The 26,758-nt window shown below is 27.6% G+C and carries 29 protein-coding genes; 7 read left to right on the top strand and 22 right to left on the bottom strand.

All coding sequences use genetic code 11. From position 1 onward, the window contains the following. Positions 1 to 8: 8 nt before the first annotated feature. The 3 genes from QIA00_RS04610 to QIA00_RS04600 form a co-directional block, all read right to left on the bottom strand. A complete protein-coding gene (locus QIA00_RS04610; protein WP_316257749.1) occupies positions 9 to 1,250 on the bottom strand; it encodes an anti-CBASS protein Acb1 family protein in 1,242 nt (413 codons plus the stop codon). A 352-nt stretch (positions 1,251 to 1,602) separates the two neighbouring features. Next, a complete protein-coding gene (locus QIA00_RS04605) occupies positions 1,603 to 2,226 on the bottom strand; it encodes a hypothetical protein (RefSeq protein ID WP_316257747.1) in 624 nt (207 codons plus the stop codon). Between the two features lie 98 nt (positions 2,227 to 2,324). Further along, a complete protein-coding gene (locus QIA00_RS04600) occupies positions 2,325 to 2,987 on the bottom strand; it encodes a hypothetical protein (RefSeq protein WP_316257745.1) in 663 nt (220 codons plus the stop codon). Positions 2,988 to 3,448: 461 nt separating this feature from the next. Here QIA00_RS04600 and QIA00_RS04595 point away from each other — a divergent pair, with 461 nt between their 5' ends. Next, positions 3,449 to 5,035 (top strand): peptide ABC transporter substrate-binding protein, encoded by a 1,587-nt coding sequence (locus QIA00_RS04595; RefSeq protein WP_316257744.1) that lies wholly within the window; start codon positions 3,449 to 3,451, stop codon positions 5,033 to 5,035. Positions 5,036 to 5,099: 64 nt separating this feature from the next. Here the strand turns inward: QIA00_RS04595 and QIA00_RS04590 are convergent, their stop codons facing one another. From QIA00_RS04590 to QIA00_RS04580, 3 genes are all read right to left on the bottom strand, one after another. Then, the gene (locus tag QIA00_RS04590; protein WP_316257743.1) at positions 5,100 to 5,639 is read right to left on the bottom strand and encodes a hypothetical protein; all 540 of its coding nucleotides are present in this window, start codon (positions 5,637 to 5,639) and stop codon (positions 5,100 to 5,102) included. A gap of 966 nt (positions 5,640 to 6,605) precedes the next feature. Further along, complete coding sequence (locus QIA00_RS04585; protein ID WP_316257742.1) at positions 6,606 to 7,958, bottom strand: PBSX family phage terminase large subunit; 1,353 nt, start codon at positions 7,956 to 7,958, stop codon at positions 6,606 to 6,608. A 3-nt stretch (positions 7,959 to 7,961) separates the two neighbouring features. Next, entirely contained in the window at positions 7,962 to 8,555 is a 594-nt protein-coding gene (locus QIA00_RS04580; protein ID WP_316257741.1) for a helix-turn-helix domain-containing protein, read from the bottom strand. A gap of 1,009 nt (positions 8,556 to 9,564) precedes the next feature. Between QIA00_RS04580 and QIA00_RS04575 the strand changes: the two genes are divergently transcribed. The 3 genes from QIA00_RS04575 (at position 9,565) to dbpA (ending at position 10,717) form a co-directional block, all read left to right on the top strand. After that, positions 9,565 to 9,654, top strand: a complete 90-nt coding sequence (locus QIA00_RS04575; RefSeq protein WP_316257796.1) for a DbpA/DbpB family decorin-binding adhesin — start codon at positions 9,565 to 9,567, stop codon at positions 9,652 to 9,654. An 80-nt stretch (positions 9,655 to 9,734) separates the two neighbouring features. Then, the gene (locus tag QIA00_RS04570; protein ID WP_301427687.1) at positions 9,735 to 9,803 is read left to right on the top strand and encodes a hypothetical protein; all 69 of its coding nucleotides are present in this window, start codon (positions 9,735 to 9,737) and stop codon (positions 9,801 to 9,803) included. A gap of 332 nt (positions 9,804 to 10,135) precedes the next feature. Beyond that, a complete protein-coding gene (gene dbpA, locus QIA00_RS04565; protein ID WP_316257739.1) occupies positions 10,136 to 10,717 on the top strand; it encodes a decorin-binding protein DbpA in 582 nt (193 codons plus the stop codon). A 116-nt stretch (positions 10,718 to 10,833) separates the two neighbouring features. Here the strand turns inward: dbpA and QIA00_RS04560 are convergent, their stop codons facing one another. From QIA00_RS04560 to QIA00_RS04495, 14 genes are all read right to left on the bottom strand, one after another. Next, entirely contained in the window at positions 10,834 to 11,277 is a 444-nt protein-coding gene (locus QIA00_RS04560) for a DUF261 domain-containing protein (protein ID WP_421114411.1), read from the bottom strand. A 479-nt stretch (positions 11,278 to 11,756) separates the two neighbouring features. Beyond that, positions 11,757 to 12,302, bottom strand: a complete 546-nt coding sequence (locus tag QIA00_RS04555; protein WP_316257736.1) for a chromosome replication/partitioning protein — start codon at positions 12,300 to 12,302, stop codon at positions 11,757 to 11,759. Positions 12,303 to 12,331: 29 nt separating this feature from the next. Next, entirely contained in the window at positions 12,332 to 13,084 is a 753-nt protein-coding gene (locus QIA00_RS04550; protein ID WP_316257735.1) for a ParA family protein, read from the bottom strand. Further along, a complete protein-coding gene (locus tag QIA00_RS04545) occupies positions 13,060 to 13,644 on the bottom strand; it encodes a DUF226 domain-containing protein (protein ID WP_301427645.1) in 585 nt (194 codons plus the stop codon). Before QIA00_RS04545 ends, QIA00_RS04550 begins: the two co-directional genes overlap by 25 nt. Positions 13,645 to 13,691: 47 nt before the next feature. After that, positions 13,692 to 14,888, bottom strand: a complete 1,197-nt coding sequence (locus tag QIA00_RS04540) for a plasmid maintenance protein (protein ID WP_316257734.1) — start codon at positions 14,886 to 14,888, stop codon at positions 13,692 to 13,694. Positions 14,889 to 15,477: 589 nt separating this feature from the next. Further along, a complete protein-coding gene (ospB, locus tag QIA00_RS04535) occupies positions 15,478 to 16,365 on the bottom strand; it encodes an outer surface lipoprotein OspB (RefSeq protein WP_316257733.1) in 888 nt (295 codons plus the stop codon). 14 nt (positions 16,366 to 16,379) lie between these two features. Further along, a complete protein-coding gene (gene ospA / locus QIA00_RS04530) occupies positions 16,380 to 17,201 on the bottom strand; it encodes an outer surface lipoprotein OspA (RefSeq protein ID WP_316257732.1) in 822 nt (273 codons plus the stop codon). Between the two features lie 231 nt (positions 17,202 to 17,432). Further along, on the bottom strand, positions 17,433 to 17,798 hold the full coding sequence (locus tag QIA00_RS04525) for a BBA14 family lipoprotein (RefSeq protein WP_231014043.1): 366 nt from the start codon (positions 17,796 to 17,798) through the stop codon (positions 17,433 to 17,435). Then, entirely contained in the window at positions 17,788 to 18,213 is a 426-nt protein-coding gene (locus QIA00_RS04520) for a BlyB family putative holin accessory protein (protein ID WP_316257731.1), read from the bottom strand. Before QIA00_RS04520 ends, QIA00_RS04525 begins: the two co-directional genes overlap by 11 nt. After that, on the bottom strand, positions 18,210 to 18,389 hold the full coding sequence (locus QIA00_RS04515) for a BlyA family holin (RefSeq protein ID WP_316257730.1): 180 nt from the start codon (positions 18,387 to 18,389) through the stop codon (positions 18,210 to 18,212). Before QIA00_RS04515 ends, QIA00_RS04520 begins: the two co-directional genes overlap by 4 nt. A 23-nt stretch (positions 18,390 to 18,412) precedes the next feature. Next, positions 18,413 to 19,447: a DUF685 domain-containing protein gene (locus QIA00_RS04510; RefSeq protein ID WP_316257728.1), complete on the bottom strand. Its 1,035-nt coding sequence runs from the start codon at positions 19,445 to 19,447 to the stop codon at positions 18,413 to 18,415. 62 nt (positions 19,448 to 19,509) lie between these two features. After that, positions 19,510 to 20,136 (bottom strand): DUF735 family protein, encoded by a 627-nt coding sequence (locus QIA00_RS04505; RefSeq protein WP_301427637.1) that lies wholly within the window; start codon positions 20,134 to 20,136, stop codon positions 19,510 to 19,512. A 2-nt stretch (positions 20,137 to 20,138) separates the two neighbouring features. Beyond that, positions 20,139 to 21,011, bottom strand: coding sequence for a DUF276 domain-containing protein (locus tag QIA00_RS04500; protein ID WP_301427636.1), 873 nt, complete (start codon positions 21,009 to 21,011; stop codon positions 20,139 to 20,141). Continuing rightward, positions 21,008 to 21,343: a contractile injection system sheath initiator gene (locus tag QIA00_RS04495; RefSeq protein WP_010890377.1), complete on the bottom strand. Its 336-nt coding sequence runs from the start codon at positions 21,341 to 21,343 to the stop codon at positions 21,008 to 21,010. The genes QIA00_RS04500 and QIA00_RS04495 overlap by 4 nt, the downstream gene beginning before the upstream one ends. A gap of 173 nt (positions 21,344 to 21,516) precedes the next feature. Between QIA00_RS04495 and QIA00_RS04490 the strand changes: the two genes are divergently transcribed. The 3 genes from QIA00_RS04490 to QIA00_RS04480 all read left to right on the top strand — a co-directional run bounded on the left by QIA00_RS04490 (position 21,517) and on the right by QIA00_RS04480 (position 24,613). Continuing rightward, entirely contained in the window at positions 21,517 to 21,990 is a 474-nt protein-coding gene (locus tag QIA00_RS04490; RefSeq protein ID WP_316257726.1) for a BBA07 family lipoprotein, read from the top strand. Positions 21,991 to 22,394: 404 nt separating this feature from the next. Next, on the top strand, positions 22,395 to 23,648 hold the full coding sequence (locus QIA00_RS04485) for a hypothetical protein (protein ID WP_316257725.1): 1,254 nt from the start codon (positions 22,395 to 22,397) through the stop codon (positions 23,646 to 23,648). A gap of 116 nt (positions 23,649 to 23,764) precedes the next feature. Then, a complete protein-coding gene (locus QIA00_RS04480) occupies positions 23,765 to 24,613 on the top strand; it encodes a S2/P23 family protein (protein ID WP_316257724.1) in 849 nt (282 codons plus the stop codon). A 75-nt stretch (positions 24,614 to 24,688) separates the two neighbouring features. On the opposite strand, the gene QIA00_RS04475 is transcribed toward QIA00_RS04480, so the two are convergent. Then, positions 24,689 to 25,207: a BBA03 family outer surface lipoprotein gene (locus QIA00_RS04475; RefSeq protein WP_316257723.1), complete on the bottom strand. Its 519-nt coding sequence runs from the start codon at positions 25,205 to 25,207 to the stop codon at positions 24,689 to 24,691. A 322-nt stretch (positions 25,208 to 25,529) separates the two neighbouring features. After that, on the bottom strand, positions 25,530 to 26,018 hold the full coding sequence (locus QIA00_RS04470) for a P13 family porin (RefSeq protein ID WP_316257721.1): 489 nt from the start codon (positions 26,016 to 26,018) through the stop codon (positions 25,530 to 25,532). Between the last annotated feature and the right edge of the window lie 740 nt (positions 26,019 to 26,758).

Below are 26,758 nucleotides of genomic sequence, written 5' to 3'. Positions count from 1 at the left end.
TACTCCTTTTAAATAACCAAACTTAATTGTTCTTTTAGATTTTCTTTTGCCTTGTCACTTAGATTTTCATTTTTAATTAGCTCTAAATATTTAAAATAAACATCAAGAAGCAAATTGTCTTTTTGAAGTCTTTGCTCATAGCTTAAAGCTTCAAGCTCATTAAACTTCATATTTAATCTGTAATATTTGTTAAGCTTGAGATTGCACGCATTGGCAACAGATTCTTGAACGCCTTTTAAATAATCATAATAATTGCTTTTGTCTCCCTTGCCACCGCTACCAAGCCCTTTAACTTGTTCGTTAAAACTTCTGGTTAAAGGCTCTTTAGTATCAGCGCCAATTTTTGCTTTAACAAGTTCAAATGCGTCTTTTAAAAATTCTAAATCATATTTTATTACCTCTAGACGTGCATTCTCTGATGCTGTATAAAAAATTCCATCATTGTTTAGCGCGCTTTTAATCTTGCCAAGCTCTCGGCTAAGCTCGTCAGAGACGCTACTTAATGCTTGAAAATTTTTGTTTGGCTCTTGAGCTTTAAAAAAAGTAGAAAATATTTTGCCTTTGCTGTTTACTAAGGCATTAATTTCTTCTTTTGCAATCTCTAAAGATTCAACAAGTTCTACCAAATGTTCGTCTTTGTAAAACAAAAAATTATAATTTCTTATTCTTTTTTCTATTTCTAAATAAATTTGTTCTAAAAGACAAATGTTAAGCAGTAAACTTTGCGTGTAAGCAGGTTCTTGCACGCCCAAAACATAATCATAATTTTCATAAATTATTACTCTGCTTTTATCTATTTTCACAACCCTTGCTTTCTCAAAACCATCTGAGTCTTTTGAATTTGAAAGGTACTCTATGTAGTTAGAATCTCTTTTGTTAATAATTTTTTGAAAATCTAGATATTTAAACCCTGTTGGTAACTCGCTGTTAACCTTTTTGCTTAAATCTTCATCTTCACTTTTGGGTTTTACTAAAATATAGCCTGCTCCATTAAATCTATAGCTTATCATTGCTTCAAGAAGAGCTTCTTTTAACTCTACCTTTAAGCTTACAAGAGATTTACTGCCTTCTTTTAAACAAGACGTTTCAAGCAAGCTTAAACTAATTCCATTCTTAAGCGCATCTTCTGCTGTACTTTCTATGTAGTTTCTAAAAAAAATTGAATATCTGTAAACATCAATAGGGTTTATTTGGGATTTATTGTTTTTTATTTCCATTTTAAATTCGTTAATCATTTTTTTAAATATCATTATATACATTATTATATCAAAAACAGTTTTTTATGCAAATAAGTATTATTTAATATTAATTATTAAGTAATATTGATACATAAAATGTCAATATTAAAATTGATTCAAAATTTTATAAAAAAATTAATATGTTTTAAGGTATTTATGCTAATATTAATTAAAGAATATAAGTAAAGCTTACAAAATATTCTACTTACTTTTGCTCGCATTGTTACAAAATAAACATTGTAAAATGATATTATAAAGAAAATTAAATTAATACTTTATCCAATCCCAATAAATATTAAAAAGGTAGAGAGCTATTTCTCTACCTTTTAATATTGAAAAATACAGAAAACCCAATTAACTTAATCTAAACATAAGAAAATAAAATCTTTTTGCCTTCTATTCCCTGTTGAGCAATAAAAGATGATGCTAAAAGAGAGGCTCTTATTGCTTTTATTAAAGCTTTGTCTGCTTGAAATGTAGATTTAATAACCAATAGTAGGTCGCAGAGAAATTCTCTTGCCTTTAAATTTTCAATGCCACTAATCTCTTCTTCGGCTGATTTTATTCCTTCTTCATCTTCATGTAAAAAATCAATCTCTTTTAACACTACTGAGTCAATCTCACTTACTGTGTGAAAATCAAAATTGACTATTGTCCAATAAAATACTTTTAAAATCTGGTCAACAATCCTAAATGTTATGGGAATATCAAAATCAGAAATTTTATCAAATTCTAAAAGTAGATGATTGTTTAGCTTTTTGGCTAGATCGATCACAGAAATAAGTTTTGATTTTGACTTTTGGACCTTTAAATGAGCATCATGTAAATTCTTTGTATTTAAAATTTTATTTAAATTAGTCTCTACTTCTAAAGCAGAATTAATCACCTGTTTTGATAATTCTTTGGCAAATTCAATATTATTAACATTATTAATACTATTAAATTCAAAATCTCGAAAATCGCTATTTACGTTACTTTTATCACTCATACCCTAATAAAGATATATCCTTAAAAAGATACTTAAAGGTCTTTTTTAAAAAATAAAGACAAGTTAAGTCTAGAACCTGTCTTTATAAAAATCATATTTCAAATGCGCTCACTATTGCTCTCACAATTTTTCAAATTTTTCAATTCGTTGTTATTCTCGCTTTCGGTAAACGCCATTTTAATTACTTTAAAAATCTCTTCATTGCATTTTACGGGCTTTTCGCTGTGCTCGTCATTCTCTTTTTTGTAAGCATCACCGCCAAATGCATCAGCTACCTTTTGGAAAAATAAGCTTAAATATCCACCAGTGCTGTTTTTAATTTTATGACAAACATAATCCTTAAAGTCTAAACCTAAAGATTGCGGATCAGGTCTTTGCTTTTTGCTTAAATCTACTGCTTTAGATAAAATGCTAAAAATATTGTCAAAAAAGCTTACAAACTCTTTTTGTCTCTCAATATTCTTAGAAAGCCAATCAAAAAATTCTTTATAAGATTTCTCGTACTCAACTTTTAGCTTTTCATCTCTGCCATTAATGGCTATTGCATCTTTTAAAAAGATTTTTAAAGTCTCTAACTTTTGAACTTCTTCGGGAGTTAAAGAAATCTCTTTAGGAATTTGATCTTTAACTACTACATCGTCAGTAATAAGAAAAATGCTATTCCTAGAATCAATTTCTGTGAGCGCCTTAACATCACCAAAATTTTGTCTACAAGAAAACAAAGCTGGTAGTAGCATGAATACCACGTTTATTTTCTGCATTATAAACCTCCACTGGAAAAATAAATCCCCATTATAGTTCATTTTCTAACATTCTCAAGGCATACAAAAAATCAATCGATTTTCTTTATTTTATTTTATTCTTTAAAAATAAAAAAGAAATTAAAACTTAAATTTTCATTTCACCAAAAGTCATAACATACAATAAAGGTTCAAATTTTATTTGAAAAAAAACAAAGAGAGATATATACTTGTCTATTGTTATAAATCAACAATTCATTGAAAACTTCTTTAAAACTACAAATAGGGCCTCAAGGCCCTATTTGTAGTTTTAAAGACACATTGTTTACACATTGTTTCTTTTTTAGTCTTTTGCTTTAAATTTTCTTTAAACAAAAACAATAAGCCCCGTGAGCACTTAGAAGTAGAACAAAATCTTTTAAAAAAATATTGCAATATAATTTGCTATTAACTATTACAAAAACAAAGGAGGCAATAATAAAATGATAATCAAAAAAAAGTTGCTTTTAACACTTAGCATTGCTGTTGTAATCTCGTGCACAACGTCTAAACCAAAAGATGACATTATCTTTGGCATTGGCATTGGAAACGAACCAACATCGCTTGATCCACAATTTTGCAGCGATAGGCTGGGTAATTTAATTATAAACGAACTATTTGTCGGGCTTTTAAGGGGTGATCCTAAAACAGGTGGATACAGGCCGGGACTTGCAAAAAATTGGGACATTTCCTATGACAACACCTGTTATACATTCTATTTAAGAGACGACATTTATTGGAGTGACGGCGTTAAAATAACAGCAAACACCATTAGAGATTCCTACATAATGGCCTTAGAAAATGATCTTGATGTGCCAAATATTAGCCTATTAACATCAAAGATAAAAAATGCACAAGAATTTCACAAAACAAAATTACATGCAGATGAGGTTGGAATAAAGGTAATCAATGGACAAACTTTAGAAATAACTCTCTCTCGCCCAACAACATATTTTCTTGACATGCTTACAAACCCAATATTTATACCTATTCCCATTCACGTTGTTAAAAAGTTTGGAAATAAATGGACAAACCCAGAAAACATGGTTACAAGCGGTCCTTTTAAGCTAAAAAGAAGAGCTTTAAACGAAGAAATAACTCTTGAAAAGAATAAAAAATTTTATGATGCTAAAAACGTTGCTATTAATGAACTTATATTTGTTACTATAAACGACACCCGCAGAATTTACAGCATGTATGAGCACAATGAAATAGATGCCATTTTTAACAACATACCCTTAACTCTTGTTAATGAGCTTATCTTAAGAGAAGATTTTTATACAGCTGACATTAATCAAATTGGGTTTTTGTCATTAAACACAAATGGCAAACCTCTTGACAATGTAAAAGTAAGAGAAGCATTGGCTCTTGCGATTGACAGAGAAACTCTGGTCTACAGAGCGCTTGATAATAACTTTAAAGCAACAAGAAAAATAAGTCCTAATATTAACAACTATAATTACGGTAAAAAGCTTAAGCCATACAACCCACGAAAAGCAGAAAAACTTTTAGCCGAAGCTGGATATCCGGATGGGAAAAATTTTCCAACTCTTACAATAAAATACAATAACGATGATCTTGAAAAAGAAGTTGCCAATTTTATTCAAAGCCAGTGGAAAAAAGTTTTAAATATTAATGTAGAAATTGCACCTGAAACATGGACCAACCACATATCAAACGTTCTAAAGGGTCAATATGAGATCTCAGTAAGGTCCTGGCAAGGAGATTATTTAGATCCCATGGCATTTTTTAATATATTTGAAACTAAAAGCTCGCATTTTGTATCTTACGGATATTCAAATCCCGAACTTGATGAGCTTATAATAAAATCTGATCTTGAAGAGGATGAAAAACTAAGATTAGAAACATTAAAAAAGATAGAAGAAATAATTATTGAAAATGATTATCCAATAATTCCAATATACAGTGTTGCGGGAAACTATCTTTTTAAAAACGATAAATGGCTAGGGTGGAATACAAATAATTCAGAAAGATTTGCCCTATCAGAAATAAAACCTTTAGAAGAATAAATGATTTTTTATAAATAGAGTCATTAATTTTTGACTCTATTTATAAAAAACTTATTACAAAAGCTTACCTTTTTATTAGCGTCAAGGCGCTCTCTTTTAAATAAATCAAATCCTTTAAAACCTTATTAAAATCAATGCTGTTGCTAAGAATGTAACTACATATTTCTCTTAATTTTTCATCTATATCTGAATATTTTTGATTTAAAAGTTTTAATTCTGGCTGTGGATCAAGAACATCGTAATTGCTTCCGCTTAATATGTTAATCTTGCTTAAGCTATTGCTACTTTTTTCTATTAATCCGTGCTGTACTTTTAAAATCTCTAATATTTTGCTTAAAAGATTAATCTTTTCTTCACTAGATTCGCTAAAAAAATTGCTAACTTTAATCTCACTATAATTAGATATCCTAGAGCTTATTTTATTAGTTATGCTTTCAAATTTTCTTTGAATTTTTAAAATAGCATTTTCTCTCTCGGGTAAAGAAAGCTCAGAAAAATTTAAATCATATTTATTAAAGTTGCTTTTTTTCATACCAGAAAAATCATTAAAATAACAAGAAATTACCGCTACTGAAATGATATATACATAAATATATCTCTTCATACATATTCTCCTAATTAAAATTTAATTTATTTCAAAAGCACAAAATTATTCAAATAACCAAAAAACATGCATCTTTGACATAAATCTGCCATTTAATCTAAATATATTATTTAACAATAAACGTGCTTTAAAATTTTTAATAAGTTTAATAAACTTAATTATTTCTATTTGTTTTTATTTATTTTTTTTGTTTCTACGATATCGCTCTCTGGCTCTTAATTTAAGTTTTTCTCTGTTTTTCTGATAATACTCTCTGTTATAATCTGAGGCTTTCTTCTTATTTTTGGCTAATAAATTTTTATTGTTTAACTTTTTAAAATAACTACAACCCAAAAGACGTATTAAAAAAAAAAAGAAGACCGGCAATTCTCATATTTCTCTCTCCTTGAAATATATTTGAATAGATTGAATAGATAAATCTTAAAAATGTTTGCACTAGGCAAATTTGGCAAACCTCGCAAATTCTTCTAATGCTATTTTTTAGCTAATCCAATAAAATCTAATCAAAATTGATGCAAAATAAACTCTCTTTTTGAAAAAAAATAGCTTAAATATTTCAAACTTAGCTTTTTTAAAAATTAACATTGTGCTTAAAAAGCATTAAAACTAAAAAAATTAAAGTTTGAGAACAAAAATAAAAAAATCTGCTTTTCGTGGTAACTCCTTTAAAATAAAAAATAATAAAATTAAATTATAAATCACATCAATAATATTTCACAAAAAAATTAAACTTTAAAAATAATTTTTCAAAACTTTTAAAAGATTGAATATTTAGTTTATTTTTTTTACAAAACATTGTATTTTTTAATATAATGGTTTAATTATTTTAAAAATTTATTTAATATTGTTTTAGCCTAGATTTAAGGCAAACAGAAATTTTTTGCAAAATCAGCATAAAAGACAAAAACTTTTTAAATCATTATTCATTACAAAAAACTTAAATCAATAACTAAAATTTAGATCAAATTATAAATATTTAAACCTGCCGAAATGAAATAATTTTTCTTTATAATTTAGCGTTAAAAGAAGATACGCATTTGCAAGAGAATCAAGTGCATCATCTTTTGTTTTTCCGTCTCCCTTGTAGCTGTAAATATCAGATACTACATTTTTACTTACTATTTTTAAAAATTCTATTTTGCGGCTTTCAAACAAAGGAATAAGCGCACATATTCTTTTAAATTTATTGCTCAAAGGTTTTATTGGTGCAACTTTAAAATAGTGAGTGCTTTTGTTTCTCAAGAAAAGAATTGTTTTGGTTAAGATTCCATCCCCTTTGGTGCTATCTCTCTCCTCAATGTAAACGGTATTTACATTAAAATTTTCTATTAAAACTTGAATGGAAGCAAGCATTAAGCTGTCGCTTACTGGTTTTTGATCTTGATAAATATATGCATAAAACTTCTCAAAGGTGCGTTCTAAAACACAAATAGCTGTATTGTCTCCGCCTACTGAGAATGCGGGATCAATGTACATTATTGGGCTTTTAAATTCATAATCTTGATTGAAAATCATCTCATTAAATAGTGTAGATTCATTTGAAATCCACTCTCCGCAAAGCACACGAGCTTTATAGGCGGGAAAACGTTTGTAAAGTTTCTCCTGGGTTTGAATAAAATCTGCTGAATTTAAAGGGTTGTCGTACGTTGTAAAATTATATGTCTTAAAAACATCTGTATTTTCAATATAGTCTGTTTTAAAATAGTGTGCGGGGCTTTCCGGATTTGTATCAAAAATAATAATTTCTTTACCCTTTCTAAGCCTTTTTACCACTTCAAGCAAAGTTTCTCTGTGAATTACTGTTGCTTCATTTACATAAATTATTGCACTATTGCCCCCACGAATCTTAGAAAAAGCATCTCTGTTTTTGCCTCCGTAAATATTAAGCTTAAGGCCTGCTATCTTACAAAAAGACTGCCCGCTTTTCTTTTTCTGGTAATCAATTCCTAGCAAGCTGCAAATTTTCTCTATTTGCTTTATAGTATTTGTCATTAATAAGCCAATAGAATTGCCTATAATAAAATTATTGGTATCTTTTTCATAAAAAGATTTGTTTTCAATAAGCTTTTTAACAAGCAAATATGAGGCTAAAAACGTCTTACCACTTGCAATCCCGCCGCTAAATATTACTTTTGAATAATTGTTACTTTCTATGTCAAAAAGAACTTCCTTTTGCTTGGTAGTTAAATGTTTGTTTTCAAAATCTTTAAAACAAATGCTGATTGGTTTGGGCTTAATATAATCCAAAATGTTAATATTAAACTTATTTTTAAACTTTTTCTGAAGATTGAGAAACTTAAAAGATCTAAAAAATTTCAAATTTTACTCCAATTTTAAATTCTTGCTACTTAAAACAGATTTAAGCTTAACAAGAACATCAAAATCCTCTCTCAGGCAAATAGTAATAAGCTTTTTTTCAATCTCTTCTCTTTCTTTAATCCTATCAGCAAGCTTTCTCTCAAGGCTTTCTTGGTTCTTGGGGCCTTTTTTTTTATCAGCACTAATCTCGATTTGCAGTTTGCTAATCTTTAAATCCAAGATTAATGCCTCCTTTTTTATTGACTCTAAGCTGAGATTTTTATATCTGTGATGGGAATCAATAAAAGAACAAACTATCTCGTAAAACAACCTTTCGACCTCGTTTTTAGCATTTTCAAGCTCACAGGCCTTTTTTGTAGCAAGCAGTACTAAATTGTTAAAATTTTCCTCATCAAAAGACACTTTGGCAATACTTTCTCCTACTAAGTCGCTAGAAAAAGAGCTCTTTTTACAAACAGAATCACCGGATTTAAAATATTTGTTTCGGGCTTTTGCTACAAAAGATTCGCTAACACCTAAAATTTGAGCGATATCTAAATCTTTTAAACCTTTTTTAAATAAAAAAATATATTCTTCTTTTCTATTTTTAAATATCATTATTTTATTTTAATTAAGTTCTTTTAAAAACTCAAGAAAAATTATTGTTTTTTTATTGTGAATAATTTAATTAAAGAGATATATTATTTTGAATAAAATAAAATTAATAAAATAAATAAATAAATGGTAAAAGGAGAAGGGAATATTTAAAATAAAATATATTCTGTTGCCAGCAATAATATTGTTGTGTAATCTGAATGGCGGGGTATTTACTCGGGAGCAAGAAACAAAAATCAAAGAAATTGTTGCTAACAAACAAAATGAAAAATCAAAGCGCTTAATATAAGCTACTGGAAACAATGCATCTAATGAAAGTTTGCTGGGCATGATAATTAAAAGTAAAAAATAAAATAGCCCTAAAGCAAACAAAAAAGAACAATTCTTTAAGGGCGTAAAGGGTATTGTTATACCTTTTAAGCCTGCCAATCCCGCTTATACTCCTAATTAAAAAATAAAGCAATGTCAAAATAGTCAAAATACTTGAAAGAGAAGCCAATAAATTGCGGGAGCATGACTTCTCTTTTATTTTCAAGACCTAAATTCTTTTAGATCTTTGATTTAATTTAAAACTGACCAATTTGTAATATTTTGGCAAACTGGAAATAAATCTTCAAATTACAAGCCAGATTGCATAGCAAGCTTGTAATTCCAAACAATGTTACTGCTATATTTACATAAAACAAATTCATACCCCCAATAAAAATAAAAATAAAATTCAAACTAATGCGAGTTTACAATAAAAGCTTTGCAATTCAGTACAAATCTAAAAATTATATTAACTTTTTATGTCGCCCTTATTGGCTAATTTATTTTATTTTCAATAAAATGGGCTAAAATTTAGATTTAAATAAATCTAATATAAAGGTAAAGGAGGTAACAAATGAAAATTGGAAAATTGAATTCAATAGTTATGGTCTTGTTTTTTGATCTATTAGTCGCATGTAATATTGGATTCGTAAAAAAAAACAAACGTGGCTCTTAAATCATCCTTTAGGGATTTAAAAACAAAATTGAAATTAAAAAAGAAGCCGCTAAGAAAGGTGTACTTTTTGCAGCTTTTAAAGACCATAAAACCAGCTCTAAGGTGATGGGTGGCTAAATGGCCTTAAGAAAAGCAAAAGTACAAGCCGCTGGTAAAAAAATAGGAAAAAGTTCCTTAAGATAGTAGAGGAAGAAGCCTTGGGCCTTAAAGAGACTCGAAACAGTGGTAAGTTCTTGGCTATGTTTTACTTATGCTTGAAGTTGTAAAATTACTAGAAAACGTTGGAACAATTGGCCTAAACCCCGTATTTTAGGGAAAACTAAAAGTAATCCTATATCACAGCCGAAAGATTAAAGATTGCTTGTGGTTAATTAAAGCCCAAATAGAAAATCAACTAAAAGCAGTTAAAGTAAAACAAAATATTGAAAATAGTGGGGAGGAAAAAATAACAAAAGCAAAAAAAGAAAATAAATATTAAAAATATTGTCATTAGAATGAACTAAAAGTAAAATTTTTAGCTCGTCCTAATATTTACAATTTAATAATATTAATATTAGCTTATTGCTTTTATTAAAATTCAAAAAAAAGGATAAATTTTATGAAATATACTAAAACTAGTAAAACAACTTTTAAAAATTTACTTAAACTAACTATACTTGTTAACCTGCTCATATCATGCGGCCTAACAGGAGAAACAAAAATTAGATTAGAAACATCGGCAAAAGACATTGCAGATGAAATAGATAAAATTAAAAAAGAGGCTGCTGCTAACGGCGTAAAATTTGAAAACTTCAAAGATACAAAAACAGGCAGTATGGTATCAGGGAAACCTGAATTCATATTAAAAGCGAAACTGAGAGCTATTGAAGCAGCAGAAAAGTTTGTAACAGCAATAGAAGAGGAAGCCACCAAGCTTAAAGGGACTGGCGGTAGTGGTGCATTCTCAGCAATGTATGATTTAATGATTGAAGTCTCAAAGCCACTAGAAGAAATTGGAATACAAAACATGACCGGAACGGTCTCAAAAGCAGCCGAAACTCATCCTGCAACTACAGCTGAAGGAGTAATTGGGATTGCAAAAGATATGAAGGTGAAATTGGCAAATGTTAAGAAAAAACAAGAAGCCGGCCTCGAGAACCTAAAGAAGAAGAAAGAGGCTACTTCTAATAGTAGCAGTTAAGCAGCATTTTTAATCTAACAATTGTAAAATAGGCCAAGGCCTTCCCCTTATAAAAATTGCCTTGGGGATTGGCTTGGCCTTGAAGTTCATACAATTTAAAAGTGCCATTAATATTTTCAAATAAAATAATTAAATATCCTTTTTGATGTTATTTGAAATTTCTTTCCCTTAGACTTTAAATCAAGACTGTCGTAAAGTACCTTATTATTGTCCATTACAAGAAAGTGCACAAACTTTTGATCTTTAACCTTAATCTCTGTTATTTCAAACTCTATGCCAGCTTTAGGCAAATAAAGCGGACCCTCATATCTGACCTTTGAAAATATTCTATAATAATTAAGAATTTTACATGGATTTAAAATATAACAATCATTTCTTATAAAGCCCAATTCCAAAAACCGCTGGTAATTTAAATTAACGTCTTTTATTGTAAAATCGACCCCTGTTAAAACAAATATCCAATAGTGCAAAGATAAAAAATAACATCCGGACTTTTGAACGTCTTCAAACAATTCTGAATTACTTTGTAATATTTTCTCAACAAACATTTTTAAATACACAATTTTTAAATATATTTTTTAAACAATTAAACATTCCTAACCAATTTTTATTTAAACTTTAGAATCTAAAAGCTTAATAAGAAAACATTCGGTTTTAAGAATCTTTAATATTGTTAGAACCAAGCCACTCAAACCCATTGTTTTTAATAGTGGCAAAAGTTTCAATTAAAAGCTTGTGGCATTCTTTCCTTTTGATCTTATTAAGCCTTTTCATCTTAACCCCTAATATAAGTTTTTTACTAATACTATAGTATAAAAAAATTCATGTTTTGTAAATACTTTTCTAAATTTTTCCAAAAATTAACGTTAAAAAATAAAAACTTTAAATCAAAAGTTAAAGGGTTTATTGGAATTTCTTTTTAAAGACTCCCCAATAAACCCTTTAAGGTAACAGGTCCTTATATTAAGAGCGACACATTGCGTGTCAGTCTGTACCTATAAAGTATACACTAACTTTTCAAGTTTTGCAAATAAATATTTCATTTTTGTTTATTTCTTAAAGCTTCAAATTCTTTAATTATTTTTGATAAAAAATCTTTTTCCTCAAAAAAAATTTTCTCCAAAAGAAAGCTTGTAAGCTTTGCGTTTTTTTTATAAAAAGAATAAGATTCTTCCTTTTTAAGCTGAAATCTTAGTGGTTTTATTGGGTTTTGGTTAGATTTTTTTAAACTTGGACTTTCTTTTGTTTTAAGAAGATAAATTGTATCATTGATTCCGTTTTTAACCACATACTTTTCTTCAATAAGACCTTCTTCTATTGCTGTTGCAATTTTAAGATACTTATACGTTTGAGTTCTAGCAAGTCTATAGTCTTTTGCAAAATCATCAAAACTGGAATAATTGTCAAGTTTATAATATTCTTTATCTTTAATTTCTTTTAAAACCTTCATTGCTTCTATTTTGCAATAAATTTCTTTTTGGAAGTTAATGTTTAATTTTTCTTTAAGCTTATTATAATGAATAAGAGCTTGTTCTTCTTCTGTAGCGCTCTCAGATAAATTTCTTTTATTTATCTTTATATCCATTATGCTCCTCCTTTACAATTTGAGTACACTTAGTGTACGTAACTTGATTTACTTAAAAACGCAGCAAGCGTATTTTGGTACTCTATTATGTAATCCTTCGTCAAATCAAATTTATCATTTTTTGCTATTCTTTTATTTAAATCCTCTCTTTCAGATATTGTTCCTAAAAAATTACTGTTTTTTTCTAAAACCTTTAAGAGTTCTCTGTGGGTGTTGTTTTTTTTAAATTTAGTATTAATTAAATACGTTGGCAAAGTTAATAATAGCTTGTTCATAAAAAAAGTAAACAAATCTAAACTTTCAACTGCCCATTTCTCTGCTGTTATTGGTATTATTATGTCATTGCTACACACAAGAGCATTTGTTAGGGTGAAATCTAAGCTGGGATTTGTATCAAGTATTATATAATCGTAATGATTGCTTAGCAACTTTAGCTGTTCTTTTAATTTAAATTCTTTATATGGAATAGATTCTGAATTAAATTTATGTAATGTTAAATAACTTGGAATTAAATCTAGATTTTTGTTAATTGTTATTAATGCATTATCTATGTGTAAATTTGATATTAATACTTCATATATATTTCTATTTATTAAATCTATATTCTTGTCCTTAATCCTATTAAAAAAATAACTTGTTGTTGAGGCTTGAGTATCAATATCTATTAAAAGAACCTTACATTTAATTGATAGCAATGTGGCAAAAATTAAACTTGTTGTGCTCTTGCCAACACCACCTTTTATACTTGCAATTGTTATTACTTTTGTCTCTTTTTTATCCATTCAGGAATAATTCCCCCTTTTGACAATTTTTTGCTATAAAAAGCGTAGAGTTCGGTTTCTAGTTCTAAAATAATATTTAACAGCGTGTTGTAATAGGGGCTGTTTACCCTGTCCTTTTTAAGTAAAATATGAAGACCGTTTAAATAACAAAAAACAGAACCTTTTTTAAACTTGAATTCAATGTATTCACATTTTCTAAGAGTGTAAGTTTCTTTCTTGTTGAAGTTCTTTACAATAAATGCTTTATCAAGTTTTCTTATTCCATAATGAATTCCCATAAATTCATCATCTTCTCTTACAGAGAATAAATGAAACATGCTTATGTCCTCTATGTTAAAAATTCCTCTTAAAGAAATGAAAAATTTCGTAGGTTCATTCTTGCTTATTCCAAATGTATAAAAGTCATTAAAGATTTTAGTATGGTATATCTTTCTACCTTTAACCTCCTCAATCTTAGAAAAGACGTTAGCCTTTTTTTCTTTTTTTGTCTTTGGTTTGTTGTCTGCGTTCAATTTTAATTCTTTTTGCTTTTGCTTTAATCGTTCAAGTAAAGCCGTCATTTTTTTCCTTTTTCCTTAATAGTAAAGCTAAACTGTACATTTTCTCTTTAGCCCACTATTTCAATCAAATTATTATAGTAGGAATTGTCAAATACCTTGCTATATTTAAGGTCAGGCTCATTTTCAATGAATTTTTTTAAAGCAGGAACTAGCTTATCATCATCTACTTTATGCCTTAACTGTTCTAATAATATACTAAAAATGTTGTTTTTTATACTTTTTAATTTTATCATTTTATCTTGGATTTTAGAGGATTCTGTTTTTGCTCTTTTTACTAGCTTATCTAAATCTGGATATTTTTTGTGCTCTATTATGAAATGTGGTTTTATTTTGTAAATTTCGTATGTTTTTCTAAAAAACTTTTCAAGATCTTCTTTTTTATATTGTTCATTTTCTAATTCTTTTATTTTTTCTTCAAGTATTTTTTTTAGAATTTCTTTTTTGTTTATATATTTTTTCTCTGTTTTTTTTATTTTATCTATTATTCTTTTATATCCACTATTTTTGAAAAATTTGCAAAGATACCCTGGATTGTTTACATTTTCTTTTATTGTGTTTGATATGTGCTTTTCAATGCTTTTGGGGTCTATTTCCTTAAGTTCATTTTCAATGTGTTTTAGGTTTCTTAAATGATAGATTTTGGTTCTGTTTGGTGTTTTTAGGTTCATTATTAACGCTGGAATTTCTGTTTTAAAGTTACATTTGCTTAAATATTTTTTTATTATTTCATTATTTATTGTTTTTTTAGAATTTTTGTGTATATTTCTATATTCTTTATATTTATATATATTATTATTATTATTAAAACACTCCCATTTAACACTACTATTTATTTGATTGAATTTTTTTATTCTTTGCGTAAATTCGTTAATTTTATTTATTGTTTTTTCTTTAAAGTATGTGTTAATTATTAAATAGCATTTTTCTTTTTCGTATTTAAGTTTATAATAAGTTTCACTTCCAGAATTTTTTCCCAAATGTTTACAGTAGTTTCGCGTGACTTTAAATTTTTTCTCTAGTGAGTATAAATAGTTTTGTAGAGTTTTGAGTTTTATGGGTTTTTGTTTATTCCTTTCAAGGTTTTTATTTAGGAAATAAAGTATGTTGTTTTGTGTGTATTTTTTAAAGTTTAAGTTGATAAAGTTAAGAGTAGAGATTAATACAATCAAATTGTGTTGGAAGTTGATTGTAGTTTTTTTTACTTTTTTTGTAGTGCTTGGTGATTTTTGTTTTAATGTTTTCAATTTTATACTCCTAATATAAGTAGTTTCTTTAATTATAACTTAATTAATAGTACAGTTTCTTAAAAAAGTAAAGTATTTTTATATAAAAAATAAAAAAAAAGTATATTTAATAAATATTTGTTAAATATACTTTACAAAAGTAAGTTTTTGTAATAAACTATAAAATATAATAAATAATAAACTTATATTAAGAGTAAATTATTTTTACGCTTTAATTTTTATTTAAAATAGTAAGCTTATTGGCGATGGGTTTAATCTTATTAAGAATTTAGATTATTTTATTTATTTATCCTTCATTCAAGAATTGGGCTTGGGTGAAGGAATTAGCCCCATTAATTTTTTTAAGTTTTGTGCATGCAGTTTATTTGTGCTTTTTATTTTGATTTTAAAGATTAAAGACCGAAATAGCCAAATAATCGAAATAGTTTAGCTTGTTTGTTGTTGTGTTTTCTCTTTTTTAAAAGAGAAAAAGTCTCTTAGGAGACTTTTTCTAGAAGTAACAAATTGAAAAATATATAAATTCAATTTTTAGGTTGTAATAAACCCTTCCTACGCTAGCTAATGCCTTGTAGGGGGTTTTATTTATATATTATTTTAAAGCATTTTTAAGGTCTGAAAGATTTTTAATTTCAGTTGCTTTGCCTTCTAAGTTGGTACCTGTAGATGTGTCATATTTTTGTACTGTAATTGTACCATCTGTTAAGAACACAAGATCTTTAGTTTTTTTGCTGTCAGCAGAAATTGTTAAGGTACTATTAGTTTCGCTCCATGTCGCTGTTTTTTTGGTAGAACCAGAAGTAGTGTCATTCAAAAAGACTTTTACTTTTCCATCTTTATCAATTTCTCTTGTAAGAGTAACAGTTCCTTCTGTTATTTTCAATGTTGTTTTTCCACCTACAAGACTTCCCTCAAACTTAATGCCATTTTTAAGAGTTTCTACTGCTTTTGTAGCATTTTCCTCATTTGTAATCTCTGAATATTCAAGTGTAGTATCATTTGATCTTGTTAACTTTTTGGAATCTAATTTTTTAGCTTTGTAAGTTTCCTCTGTTATTGACCCATGTTTTTTAGTAACCTTGCTTGAAATTTTTTGGTTGCTAGCATCAAATGTTTCCAATTTTACTGTGTTTAGATCATCAGAAACTGTTAATTTTACTTTACTCTTGTCAGTTTTTACACCTTCAAGGGTTCCAGAACCATTATTTTTAGTGGAAGTTCCTTTAAGCTCAACCCGATCAATTATTGCTCTTAAATCATAGTTGCCGGAGTCATTTTTTTCTTTGCTTACGAAAATTTCATTACCATTAAACAAAGTTACTGAATCTTCTTTTAATTTAGTAGGATTTTGTTTATTACCTTGTTGTTCTTGTTTGTTTGAGTTTGCAGGTTTTTCATCATTGTCTTTAGTCTCAGCACCTTTTTGTGCACATCCTATTAAAGCCAATGCCAAAGCAAATCCTAGTAAATATTGCTTCATAAATTAAATTCTCCTTATTTTAAAGCTGCTTTAATTTCATCAAGTGTTTTAAGTTCAACTGCTGACCCCTCTAATTTGGTGCCATTTGAGTCGTATTTTTGTACTGTAATTGTGTTTTCTTTTGTAAACACAAGGTCTTTAGTTTTTTTGCTGTTTACAGTAATTGTTAAAGTTGAAGTGCCTGAATTCCAAGCCCCAGTTTTTTTAGTACCAGCAGTGCTGTCAGTGTCATTAAGTTCAACTGAAACTTCTCCAGATTTTGAAATATTTTTGCTTAAAGTAACAGTTCCTTCTTTAATCATAAATGTTGTTTTTTCAGCAGTTGAAGTTCCTTCAAGAGTATAGCCTTTTAAAACCTCTTTAGCTTTTCCGGATCCATCGCTTTTAATTTCTGTGTATTCAAGTCTGGTTCCGTCTGCTCTTGTTATTGTTTTTTCAGATACTTCACCTTTTTCATTGAATTTTTCTTCTGTTGATGACTTGTCTTTGGAAGTTACTTTTTTTGATACTAGTGTTTTGCCATCTTCTTTGAAAACTTCAAGTGTGGTTTGACTTAAATCATCAGAAATTGTTAATTTTACTTTACTTTTGTCAGCTTTTACGCCTTCAAGTACTCCAGATCCATTGCTTTTCTCAGAAGTTCCTTTAAGCTCAAGCTTGTCTACTGTTGCCATTAGCTCGTACTTGCCGTCCTTGTCTTTTTCCTTGCTTACAAGAACTTTCATTTCACCAGGCAAATCTACTGAAACGCTGTTTTTTTCGTCAAGGCTGCTAACATTTTGCTTACATGCTATTAAGGCTAATATTAGACCTATTCCCAATAAATATTTTTTCATAATATATTCTCCTTTTATATTAATATAACTTAATACAAGTATAATTATATTATAAGATTAAAAAATAACAAATAGAAAATTAAAAAAAAATAAAATGATAATAACATTAATTAATTTTAATTTTAATTTTAATTAGGTTTGATTTTAATTAAGCTTGGATTTAATCTAGACTTTTTATTAAAAAAAGTCCCATAACTGGGACTTTCAGGAAAAAGAAAAGTTAAATGTCTTTTAAGGTATATTTTTTGAGTATTTTTTGTAAATCTGCATTGCAATTGGTTTTATTTTGTCAATGTGCTTTTTTAAAGCATCAATGTTTGTTTTGATTGATTTTAGAGTCTGATCTTTTTCTAATTTGCTTGTATCAAAAAGCGTAAACTCAGGATAATTTTTATTATTTACTTTTTGTTTAGTTTTTACAAGAAATGTTTGTAAGTACATAATATAGCTTGAAAGATGCGCTTCATATAAGCTTAAAGCCTTTAATGTTGACTCTTTTGGGGATGATGGTTCTTCTGGAAGGCTTGCTATTGTAGAGCACGAAAAGATTATAAGAATGTTTAATAAAAACAAAAAAGGAAAATTTTTAATTTGCAATTTTATCTCCTTTATTTTCTTTTAAGTTTTGGGTTTTGTTGTTAGTGGTGCTTGGACCTTCTACGAGCTCTTTTATTTCTTCTTGGAGTGCTTGAGTTTTGATTGCCATTAGTTCATTTCTCTCTTCTCTTAAATGCTCAATAATGCTTACATCTCTCTCATCATTAATGCTTGATATAAGTTGAGTAATTTTATTATTGACATTTTCAATTTCATTTAATAGTTTTAATGATTCTTCCTTCTCAAGGGCTGTAATTTTGTCCTTATATATGCTTATTATTAGATTGTAAAGATTAAGCCCCAAATATATTCCTTTTTCCACTTTGACTTCTGTTGGAGAATCGCTGCTTTTTAGAAAATCATATAAATTATTTAAAGCCTCAATGCCAGAGTTGATATTCGTTTTACTGTTCATTTTGTTTCCTTTTTATTTGTATTTTTTAAGAGTTTTTTGATAAGCAAAATTAAATTTTCTCTAAACTGTGGTTTTATTGCTAAAATCATTGGCGTTATTGCCAGCACAATAAATCCCCCTAGTATAATTAGTTTTGTATTGTCAATTGTTGACAAAAAAATAAGTATTGTATCCATAAATATCTCCTTTTATTTATTTTTTATGCTTTGTTTAGTATTGGCATTTCTTCTCCCGTGCTTAGTTTGCCCGATCCAACGTAGTACCAACCATTATAAATTGGTGTTTTAAGTGTGGGCATGTTTTGAGAAGAAAATGAAGCTATTAGAATTTTTGCAGAGCTTTTTTCAAATTGAAGGTAAAATTGTTTATTGTGATTTTCTGTTGAGCTTGAATATCTGATTTCTGCAGTTATTTGTAAGTAAATGTAATTGTCCTTTTGTGATTCGTTTATTACAATTGATGTGCTACTTCTGTTTTTAAGCACAACGGTTGTAGCTTTATTTTTATATTGGAATTCCATTATTCTAACATCATCAATTATTGTGTGTAGTCCTCCAAAGTCGTTTGGTTTTCCTTGCCACCAAATAGGAACGTTTACAATTTGTGGAATTCCTTGTTCATAACAGCTTACAAGCTGTTCATTTTTTGTATCAAAACTATGTTTGGGTATTAATTGAAAAGAGTTTCGAAATTTATCTGTAAAATCTTTTGTTTGTACGCACCCCGTTAGGTTGCTTTTAAGCTCATTTATTTCAGATTTTTCCGCAAGAAATTCTTTTAAACTTTCAATCAAGATTTCAAATTGAATAAATTCAATATCTTTTGTTTCTGAGTTATAAATTGAAATTTTGCTTGAAGATGGTTTTGTGTTTGTATGCTTTAGACTCTCAATAAGTGTAGATTTAACTTTTCTAAAAACAGTATCAAAATCTATGTTTTCAAGTGGCGTTTTTAGATTTAAAAGCTTTGAGATTACTTTAATGTAAATGTTTTTTATATATTCTGTGTTTTCTAAAAGTTCCTTGCTAATTATCTCTTTTATTGCTTTTTTAAAGCATCCAAATTCGTTGTTATAAAATGTGTCTTTTTGTATTTGTTCTAGGAGATGTTTGTATGTGATTGCACAAGTATCTTCTACTATGTCATCAATAGGAATAAGGTCGCTTTGATTAACTTTTGTTTTTCTGTTTAAGTCTTTTATTTGTACGCTTTCTTGTGGTTCGTTGGTATTCATAAATTCTCCTTTTAAATTTCTTTAAGTTTTAAATTTTATTGATAAGCTATTTAAGCAGAAGGTTAAAAAAAATGATCTGCTGTGCTAAATTTTTTTGTTCTTGTGCCTTTTATTTCTATTTGTTTTTTGTCTATGATTTTAACTATTCTTCCTATGGGAATTAATATTTTAATAAATTCATATACTGAATTTTTGTAATCTTTGGGCATATAGTTAGAAGTTAGAGTTTTTTTAAGCCCGGCGTGCTTTGCGGCTATTTTTTTTAGCTTGTTTTGATTTTTTGCTGCAACATTAAATTCAATAGGAGACTTAATGTTTCCAAGCAATTTTATTATTATTTCGCCTGGGACCTTTTCGTTTGAGCTGACTTCTACATTTGCGTGTAAAAAGGCTTTAAAGAGCACGATAAAGCTCTCATCAGTGCCAATGGACTTTATTGCAAAAATAATGGCATCTAAAGAGTTGACAAGATTTTTGTCAAGCTCTTTTTTAAAGTGAAATGCGTTAAATATTGAAAGCATTAGCAATGCAATGTATTTGGAGTTAATGCTCTTTTTAACGTCAATTGTGTTAAAGTTTGCAAGCAGGTCTTTTAGTTCTCTTAGTATTTCTTTTTTGTAATCAAGCTCATTGCAAATGAATTTTTCAATTTGGGTATTTTCTAAAAATTTTGGGATCTCTTTATTCATTTTTATTCTCTGTTAATAAGCAGTCTTTTGTTTGTATCAAAAATAATAATTTCATCCTCTTTGGTGTTTTCGTCTTTATTGAATGTAAAATCACCATCATTAAGTTGTGTGATTTTTTTTGTCTCATCATTTTTAATACAAATTCCTATTTTAAGCTCTTTTATTCCCCGGATAATGCTAACTGGTGCAAGAAAGTCTTGATATCTAAAAGATGTTCCCATTTCAATGTATTTGTCGGTTAATATTTTGTTGTAAATGTCTCTAATTTGAGTGTCTATTTCTTTGTAGATTGCGTCTTTTGCTTCTGTTTTGTAGACTGCTTTAAGATATGCGTATTTCTTCTTGCCCAAGCTGAATTTGTATGTTTTTTTTTGGTTGTGTTTGTTTAAAAACTCAATCTCAATGTCACCTTTAAAAACTGTTCCACTTGGTGCTGTATAGTAGATTGCTTGCCAAATATTTTCTTTAGTTTCAATTTTGATTTGCTTTTTCTCCTGGTCTTTAAAGCAATCGTCTTTTAGTATTAAATAAAGGTTAATTGTTCCAGGCCCACTTAAAATATTTATGTGCTTAACCCCTTCAACATTTAGCAGGGCTTTTCTTATTGCTTCGTAAGTTGAGCTTTTGGGTGTGCTTAAGTCTTCTTTGAGTGCATTAAAGTAGCTTCCATTTTCTTTTATTTTGGAAAAAAGTTCTTTTAAGGCCTCTGATATTTGTTTATCAATACTTGAACTTGGAAAGTTTATTATGTCGTAAATTGAATTTTCTTTAATGTTTATGCCGTATTTTGTTCTAAGCATATGTTTTTTTTCATTTTGAATTTCTTCTATTGTTTTTTCCAATATTCCCAAGTTTTTGTCAAAAATTATACTCATATTTTAAAATCCATTTTTAAATTGTCTTTTCCTAAAAAGAAAAAATTTATTGTTATTGTTTTGTTTTTAATACTTGGCCTTACGTTAATAAGGTCTATTTTGAGTTCTTTTGAAAGGTTTAAAAAAAAATTTTTAATAGATTCTAGTTTATTAGCTTTGCAAAGTTTAAAGTAAAAGCTGTAGTCAAGCCCATAATTTGGATTTTCCTTTAAACTACCTTTTGGTGTCTTAAGATAAAAAAATAAACGCTGTTTTTGTTCTTCAATGTTTTCTATTAATTTAAGATCGTTGTTAAATACTATATTAAATTTTTCATCAATTTTAATTTCCATTTTTAAATACCAAAGTCATTTTAACATATTTTATTCGATATTGCTATAAAGTTTTACAAAATGTTTATTATTTTAAATGTTGAGATATATTATAATTTATATTTTTTTTAAAAAAGTTTATTTAATTTTTAAAATTTAAATATTTACATAATAGTAATGTGTGTGGGAGACGTATGAAAAATATTTTATTATTTGTTATTTTATTATTTTTTTCTTGTAAAGAATTTAATTATTCTGATCTTAGGAGAAGGCCTTCAAAGGTTTTAAATGCTTCTAATGGTGCATCAAATAAAGAACTTAAAATTTCTTTTGTAGACTCTTTAAATGATGACCAAAAAGAAGCTTTGTTTTTTCTTGAACAGGTAGTTCTTGATAGCAATCCCGACAAGTTTAATCAAATTTTTAATTTAAATGAAGAGAAAATAAAAGAAATGCTTGCTACTGTTGTTAAGTGTTTAAAGGCCAAAAGAAAGGCCAAAATGGCTCTTGAGAGCTCAAATGCTGTAGATGTTGCCAATGCCAAACAGCAATTGCTACAGATTGAAAAAACCTACATAGATAATTTGCGACAATCTTTTATGACTACCAAAAACATTGAAGAGGCTTGTAATCTTGTAAAAAATTATGATGCATCTGCTTCGTTTTAGCTTTTTTCTTTTAATCAACTCCTAGATTAACTCTTATCTTAAGAGTTAATCTTTCTGTTTATGGTTGTTTATTTTGTGTCAACTATGTCTAGATTTGAAAATTTTAATTTCTATGATTTAGGTTGATGTTAATAATTTTAATTTATCTGTGCAATTTTTAGATTATTAAATAACACAGATTATTAATATTTTTTTGCTTTAAAAGGCATTATTGGATTAATTTAGTATTAAAACTTTATTTAAGTTGTTTTAAATAGTTTTTTTATTTTAAAAAACTATTTATTAAAATAATGTCGATCCTAATTCCTTTTATAGTAATGAATAATATGATGTATACATTTAGTGTATGTAAAGTGAGCTATATTTTTATTTAAACCGATAATTAAATAGAGGTAATTAAATTTATGAATAAAATAGGAATTGCAGTTATTATTAGTTTCCCGTTGTTTGTTAATTGTAAGGGCAAATCTTTAGAAGAAGATTTAAAAAACACCACTTCTAGCAATAAGCAAAATTTAATAAGCAACGAAAACAAATCTTTAGATTCTAAGAACAATGGGCTTAAAGATTTTGGGCTAAGTAATTTTGAAAGCAAAAAGAATGGCTATGCATTAAGAAAATCTAAAGACTTTAAAAAGGGTTTGCAAACTTTAAGAAATTCTAAAAATTTAATACCTAAAGACCGGGATCAATTGAGCAATGATTTTGACAATTTAGATAATTCTGAGTTTTTGCAAGAAACTTTTTCAAAGCACAACATTGGTAAGTCAAGATATGGTAAAGCTTTGCCGAAAAATGCTCATGATGAGATTTGGATTCCCCATTTAAACTTGGAAGAAGACAAAAATTTTGAGTTTTTTAAGAAATCTTTGCAAAATGATGAGAATAGATATGCTCTTGGTGGGTGGCTTTTAAACAATGATGAGGTGTTAGCAAAATATAAATACAGCGAAAAAGATGTTAATCAGTTTTTGATTGATATAGGAAAAAAGCGTTGGGGAGATTTGTCTTCTAAAATGAGCACTTTAGTGCGATTGATTGGAAATTATTCCGATAAAAGTGATAGAGAAGATGAAATTTCTCTTCTAGATATGAATTTGTGTCAACAATTTTATCTAACCAAGATTAATGCGGGTGGTTCAAGCGCAGACATTCTTGTTGCTCTTGAAAAAACAGTAGATCAACAAATTAGTAGCGTTAGCAAAGAACTTCTTGAATTAAAAAATTTTTCTCTTACCACAAAATCAGAGCTTGATTGGCATTTAAATTGGAAGCGTAATTTAACAGATGAAGAAGAAGAGACTTTGCAATTTTGCAGGGTTTTGCTAGACGGAGAATTGGATTTTGAAAATCTTGACGATTTGTTTAAAAGGCTTGGAAAGGAATATACTAGGTTGATATTAAGAAAGTTAGAGGAAATAACATTAAATTACGATGTTAATAGGTTTTTAAAAGAAATGGAAAAATCACGCAAATCTTTCAAGCAAGCATTAGGCTCTATTAGAAATAAAAACAAAAGAGTATTGATTTTTAAAGTTAGAAATTCTCTTTTAGAAATTTTTAAACTTTATTACAACAATATTGGCAAGAATAAAAAACTTTATGATTATATAAATAGCATGTTAAACGGCCTAATAAAAGAAATTAGCAGACGCTAAAGTTTTTATTTTGATTTTTTTGTTAATTGATCTACATTTGCTTCTAATAATCTAATTTAAAAATTTTAAATATTAGATAAAATTTTAAAATTTTAAAAGTTTAAAGGGGGAGCATTTTGAAAAGAGTCATTGTATCCTTTGTGGTTTTAGTTCTAGGGTGTAATTTAGATGATAATTCAAAAATGGAGGGAAATGGAAGCAATAAGCCTATTGGGGAGCGTGGATCAAGCAAGACGGGCCAGGAAAAAAGAGCTTTAGAAGCAATGAATTTTGGGCTTTTTTCTGAAGGTTCTGGAGCCGGTTATGATTTGCAAAATTATGAAACCCACAGGGCCTTTGAGAATAAAAATAAATTTATTGATTACTCTAAAATAGATTTTTTAGAAGGAACAAAATCAATAAATGCTTTTATTTGGGCAGTTTCTGTTCGTTGGATAAAAATTAAAGCCAGAGATTTGTTTGATGAGCGTGGAGATTTTATTAAAGAGCTTAGGGGCATTAAGTATTCTTATCTTGTTTCTCCTGTTGATGGAAGTTATATTTCTTATGCCATGCCTATAATAGTTTTTGAAACTACTAGTGAGAGTGATCCGGTTTATTCTGTTTCTGGGTTTAAATTAATAAGCAAAGGAAATGATATAAATTTTAATGAAAATAAAGGCGGATTTTGGGGAAGACTTCCAATGTCTGAAAAATCAATTGAATCTGGTCTTGTAACCGCATATCCTTTTGGTTCTAGTGATGCTAAAAAATTGATTGAGGCTTTTGTTTCTCTTTATAATAATGGAACTTGGAGCGATATGATTGCTGAGATTACCATTAAATACAAGCAGTATCCAAAAAACGAAAAAGTTTACAGAATTTCGCTTGATTCTAAGCTTTTTAATGTTACTATGAAAAAAATAATTGAAAAATATCCCAAGATAAAAAGCGCAAGTTTTGCATTTAATTCGTTGATTGACTAAAAAGTTATTTTAAAAGCTAGCAGTTTAAAACCACTAGCTTTTTAAAATTAATTATAAATTTTAAACTTTAGCTTGCTATATAGTCTCTTTCAGAGTATTAAGTATGGTTTTGGAATCTGCTTGATTAAAAATTCCATCAAATCCGCTAGCAAGTATGCTTTTATAAGTATTTAGCTCTTCTAGATCTTTTTCTTTTTTATCTTTATTTTCTTTAATTTTTGCAAGCAGATCTTTTATTTCATCTTCTTTTAGATCTGATATAAATTTTTGTACAGACTCTTCTATTTTGCTTTCATCTCCACCGATATTTTTAAAATGTAAGCCAATATTTGGGTCTACTAGTTTTTCTTTTAATAAGTTTGTTAAAAATGTTAGTGTTTCTTTTTCCGTGTTATTTAAGTTTAATCTGCTTACTAATTTTTCTAAAGGCGTTGCTTTGCTAAATTCAATTCTATCTTCATCAACTAGATTTGATTTAGCTTGCGATTTTTGAGATTTTTCATCTAGATCGTTGTTTGGCTCAGTATCATTATTTTTGTTTTTGCAATTAAGCATTAGTGCTAATATTATAAATACAATAATCGTTTTTTTCAAAATAGTCTCCTTAAAAAGTATTTTAATTATTATTAATAATAATTAGTAATTATAGCATTTTAATAATATGTTTAGAACATTTTAATTAATTAATTATTATTAATAATTGTTAAAAATATTGTACCAATTTGGCATTAAGAATAATTTTTAATTGGGCTGAGTTTTCGGCAAGATTGCAAGAATTTTAGTATTTAAGGATAAGGATATTTTAAGTGCAATTTATAAGCGAACAAAAGCGTTGGTGTGAATACTTTCTTTGTTGGCAAATTAATTTTTAAAATTAACATTAGATAATAAAATTATTTTATTATCTAATGTTAATTTAATAATTTTTTTTAAACGACAATTGGAATCCGTTTATTCCAAGATCAAAATTGGGTTCAAACCCCGCAAGCTCAGCGCTTAGTTTCTTTTTAAGATTTTCATTGTGCCGATTTGCAAATGTAAATGGAATAATAAGTGAAGCTATATAGGATGTTAAAACCATGCTTGCTCCCACCCCTATTAGTATGTATCCGTTTAATTGTGTTTCACGGTGATTAAGAATAATTCCAGTTCCCCAAAGGATTGCTCCCAATAAATTAAATCCAAGCACCGAGCCTCCACCAATATAATCTCCTTGGACAAAGGATCCTATCCCAAAAGGCAAAAATAAATTTAAAAGGAATGGCCCCATTGGATTTTTTTTCTCTTTATCATATTTATTAAAACTTTCAATACCTTTTTCAATTCGATCTTGTATGTCTTTTTTTGTGGCAAAGATTTGAATTGTTAACCCAAAAATTAATATTAATGTGAAAATTTTTTTCATATTTTTATTATCTCCTAATAGTAAGTTTTGACAAGTAACATATTAGCGCAATTTATAATAAATTAATATCAATTTAAATATCAATTTATTGCAAGCACATAAAGTTTAGATTGATTTTGTTTGTTTCTATAGTAATAGATTTTTTAAAATTTCTAAGATTAAAGAAGATAAATTAAAAGTAAAAGAAGACTTTTAAAAAGTTTAATTAAGTTTGAAAAGCAAGCTTTTAAAGTGAACCATATATTCATTCAAAGCTCTTTTGCAAGAATAATACTATCTGATAGTTATCCATGTTATTTGAGATTCTTTTGACCAATATATTGTCTTAAAACTTTAAATTTTATTATATTTATTTCTTGTTGGGCCTAGATTAATCTTCAATTTATCTCTTTTTGAAATCTTTTAGGACCACTTATTAATGACATTAAGTAAGTTTTTATAATGTTTTTATGTTTTAACTTTCTAAGCCGTTTATATAATTTTTAATTCTTAATTCAAATTAATGTTTATAATGAATTTTTTTAAAAAATTTTTTGATTAATGTAGTTTTTTTATTTAAAATAAAAGTTTTTGATAGATGTATTCGTATTAAAAAGCAAAATTGTGTTAGGATTGGCTTGAATCGCTACATCTTATATAGGTTAACATACTTTGGGTTTTTATATCAATTTAATACAATGTGTATTATAATTCTTTAATCCTAGAAGATAATTTATTAGTATACTAATAAATTATCTTTA

It is taken from the genome of Borreliella americana, from assembly GCF_032595795.2.
GTDB lineage: Bacteria > Spirochaetota > Spirochaetia > Borreliales > Borreliaceae > Borreliella > Borreliella americana.
This window is presented reverse-complemented; position numbering and strand designations above follow the sequence as displayed.

What these genes read in the sequence shown, in the direction of transcription:
- QIA00_RS04500 (WP_301427636.1), bottom strand. Translation starts at nt 21,011, where the DNA reads ATGAGTATAATTTTTGACAAAAACTTGGGAATATTGGAAAAAACAATA.
- ospB (WP_316257733.1), bottom strand. Translation starts at nt 16,365, where the DNA reads ATGAAGCAATATTTACTAGGATTTGCTTTGGCATTGGCTTTAATAGGA.
- QIA00_RS04595 (WP_316257744.1), top strand. Translation starts at nt 3,449, where the DNA reads ATGATAATCAAAAAAAAGTTGCTTTTAACACTTAGCATTGCTGTTGTA.
- QIA00_RS04550 (WP_316257735.1), bottom strand. Translation starts at nt 13,084, where the DNA reads ATGGATAAAAAAGAGACAAAAGTAATAACAATTGCAAGTATAAAAGGT.
- QIA00_RS04515 (WP_316257730.1), bottom strand. Translation starts at nt 18,389, where the DNA reads ATGGATACAATACTTATTTTTTTGTCAACAATTGACAATACAAAACTA.
- QIA00_RS04505 (WP_301427637.1), bottom strand. Translation starts at nt 20,136, where the DNA reads ATGAATAAAGAGATCCCAAAATTTTTAGAAAATACCCAAATTGAAAAA.
- QIA00_RS04520 (WP_316257731.1), bottom strand. Translation starts at nt 18,213, where the DNA reads ATGAACAGTAAAACGAATATCAACTCTGGCATTGAGGCTTTAAATAAT.
- QIA00_RS04600 (WP_316257745.1), bottom strand. Translation starts at nt 2,987, where the DNA reads ATGCAGAAAATAAACGTGGTATTCATGCTACTACCAGCTTTGTTTTCT.
- QIA00_RS04610 (WP_316257749.1), bottom strand. Translation starts at nt 1,250, where the DNA reads ATGATATTTAAAAAAATGATTAACGAATTTAAAATGGAAATAAAAAAC.
- dbpA (WP_316257739.1), top strand. Translation starts at nt 10,136, where the DNA reads ATGAAATATACTAAAACTAGTAAAACAACTTTTAAAAATTTACTTAAA.
- QIA00_RS04555 (WP_316257736.1), bottom strand. Translation starts at nt 12,302, where the DNA reads ATGGATATAAAGATAAATAAAAGAAATTTATCTGAGAGCGCTACAGAA.
- QIA00_RS04545 (WP_301427645.1), bottom strand. Translation starts at nt 13,644, where the DNA reads ATGACGGCTTTACTTGAACGATTAAAGCAAAAGCAAAAAGAATTAAAA.
- QIA00_RS04580 (WP_316257741.1), bottom strand. Translation starts at nt 8,555, where the DNA reads ATGATATTTAAAAATAGAAAAGAAGAATATATTTTTTTATTTAAAAAA.
- QIA00_RS04485 (WP_316257725.1), top strand. Translation starts at nt 22,395, where the DNA reads ATGAATAAAATAGGAATTGCAGTTATTATTAGTTTCCCGTTGTTTGTT.
- QIA00_RS04605 (WP_316257747.1), bottom strand. Translation starts at nt 2,226, where the DNA reads ATGAGTGATAAAAGTAACGTAAATAGCGATTTTCGAGATTTTGAATTT.
- QIA00_RS04470 (WP_316257721.1), bottom strand. Translation starts at nt 26,018, where the DNA reads ATGAAAAAAATTTTCACATTAATATTAATTTTTGGGTTAACAATTCAA.
- QIA00_RS04510 (WP_316257728.1), bottom strand. Translation starts at nt 19,447, where the DNA reads ATGAATACCAACGAACCACAAGAAAGCGTACAAATAAAAGACTTAAAC.
- QIA00_RS04490 (WP_316257726.1), top strand. Translation starts at nt 21,517, where the DNA reads ATGAAAAATATTTTATTATTTGTTATTTTATTATTTTTTTCTTGTAAA.
- QIA00_RS04495 (WP_010890377.1), bottom strand. Translation starts at nt 21,343, where the DNA reads ATGGAAATTAAAATTGATGAAAAATTTAATATAGTATTTAACAACGAT.
- ospA (WP_316257732.1), bottom strand. Translation starts at nt 17,201, where the DNA reads ATGAAAAAATATTTATTGGGAATAGGTCTAATATTAGCCTTAATAGCA.
- QIA00_RS04590 (WP_316257743.1), bottom strand. Translation starts at nt 5,639, where the DNA reads ATGAAGAGATATATTTATGTATATATCATTTCAGTAGCGGTAATTTCT.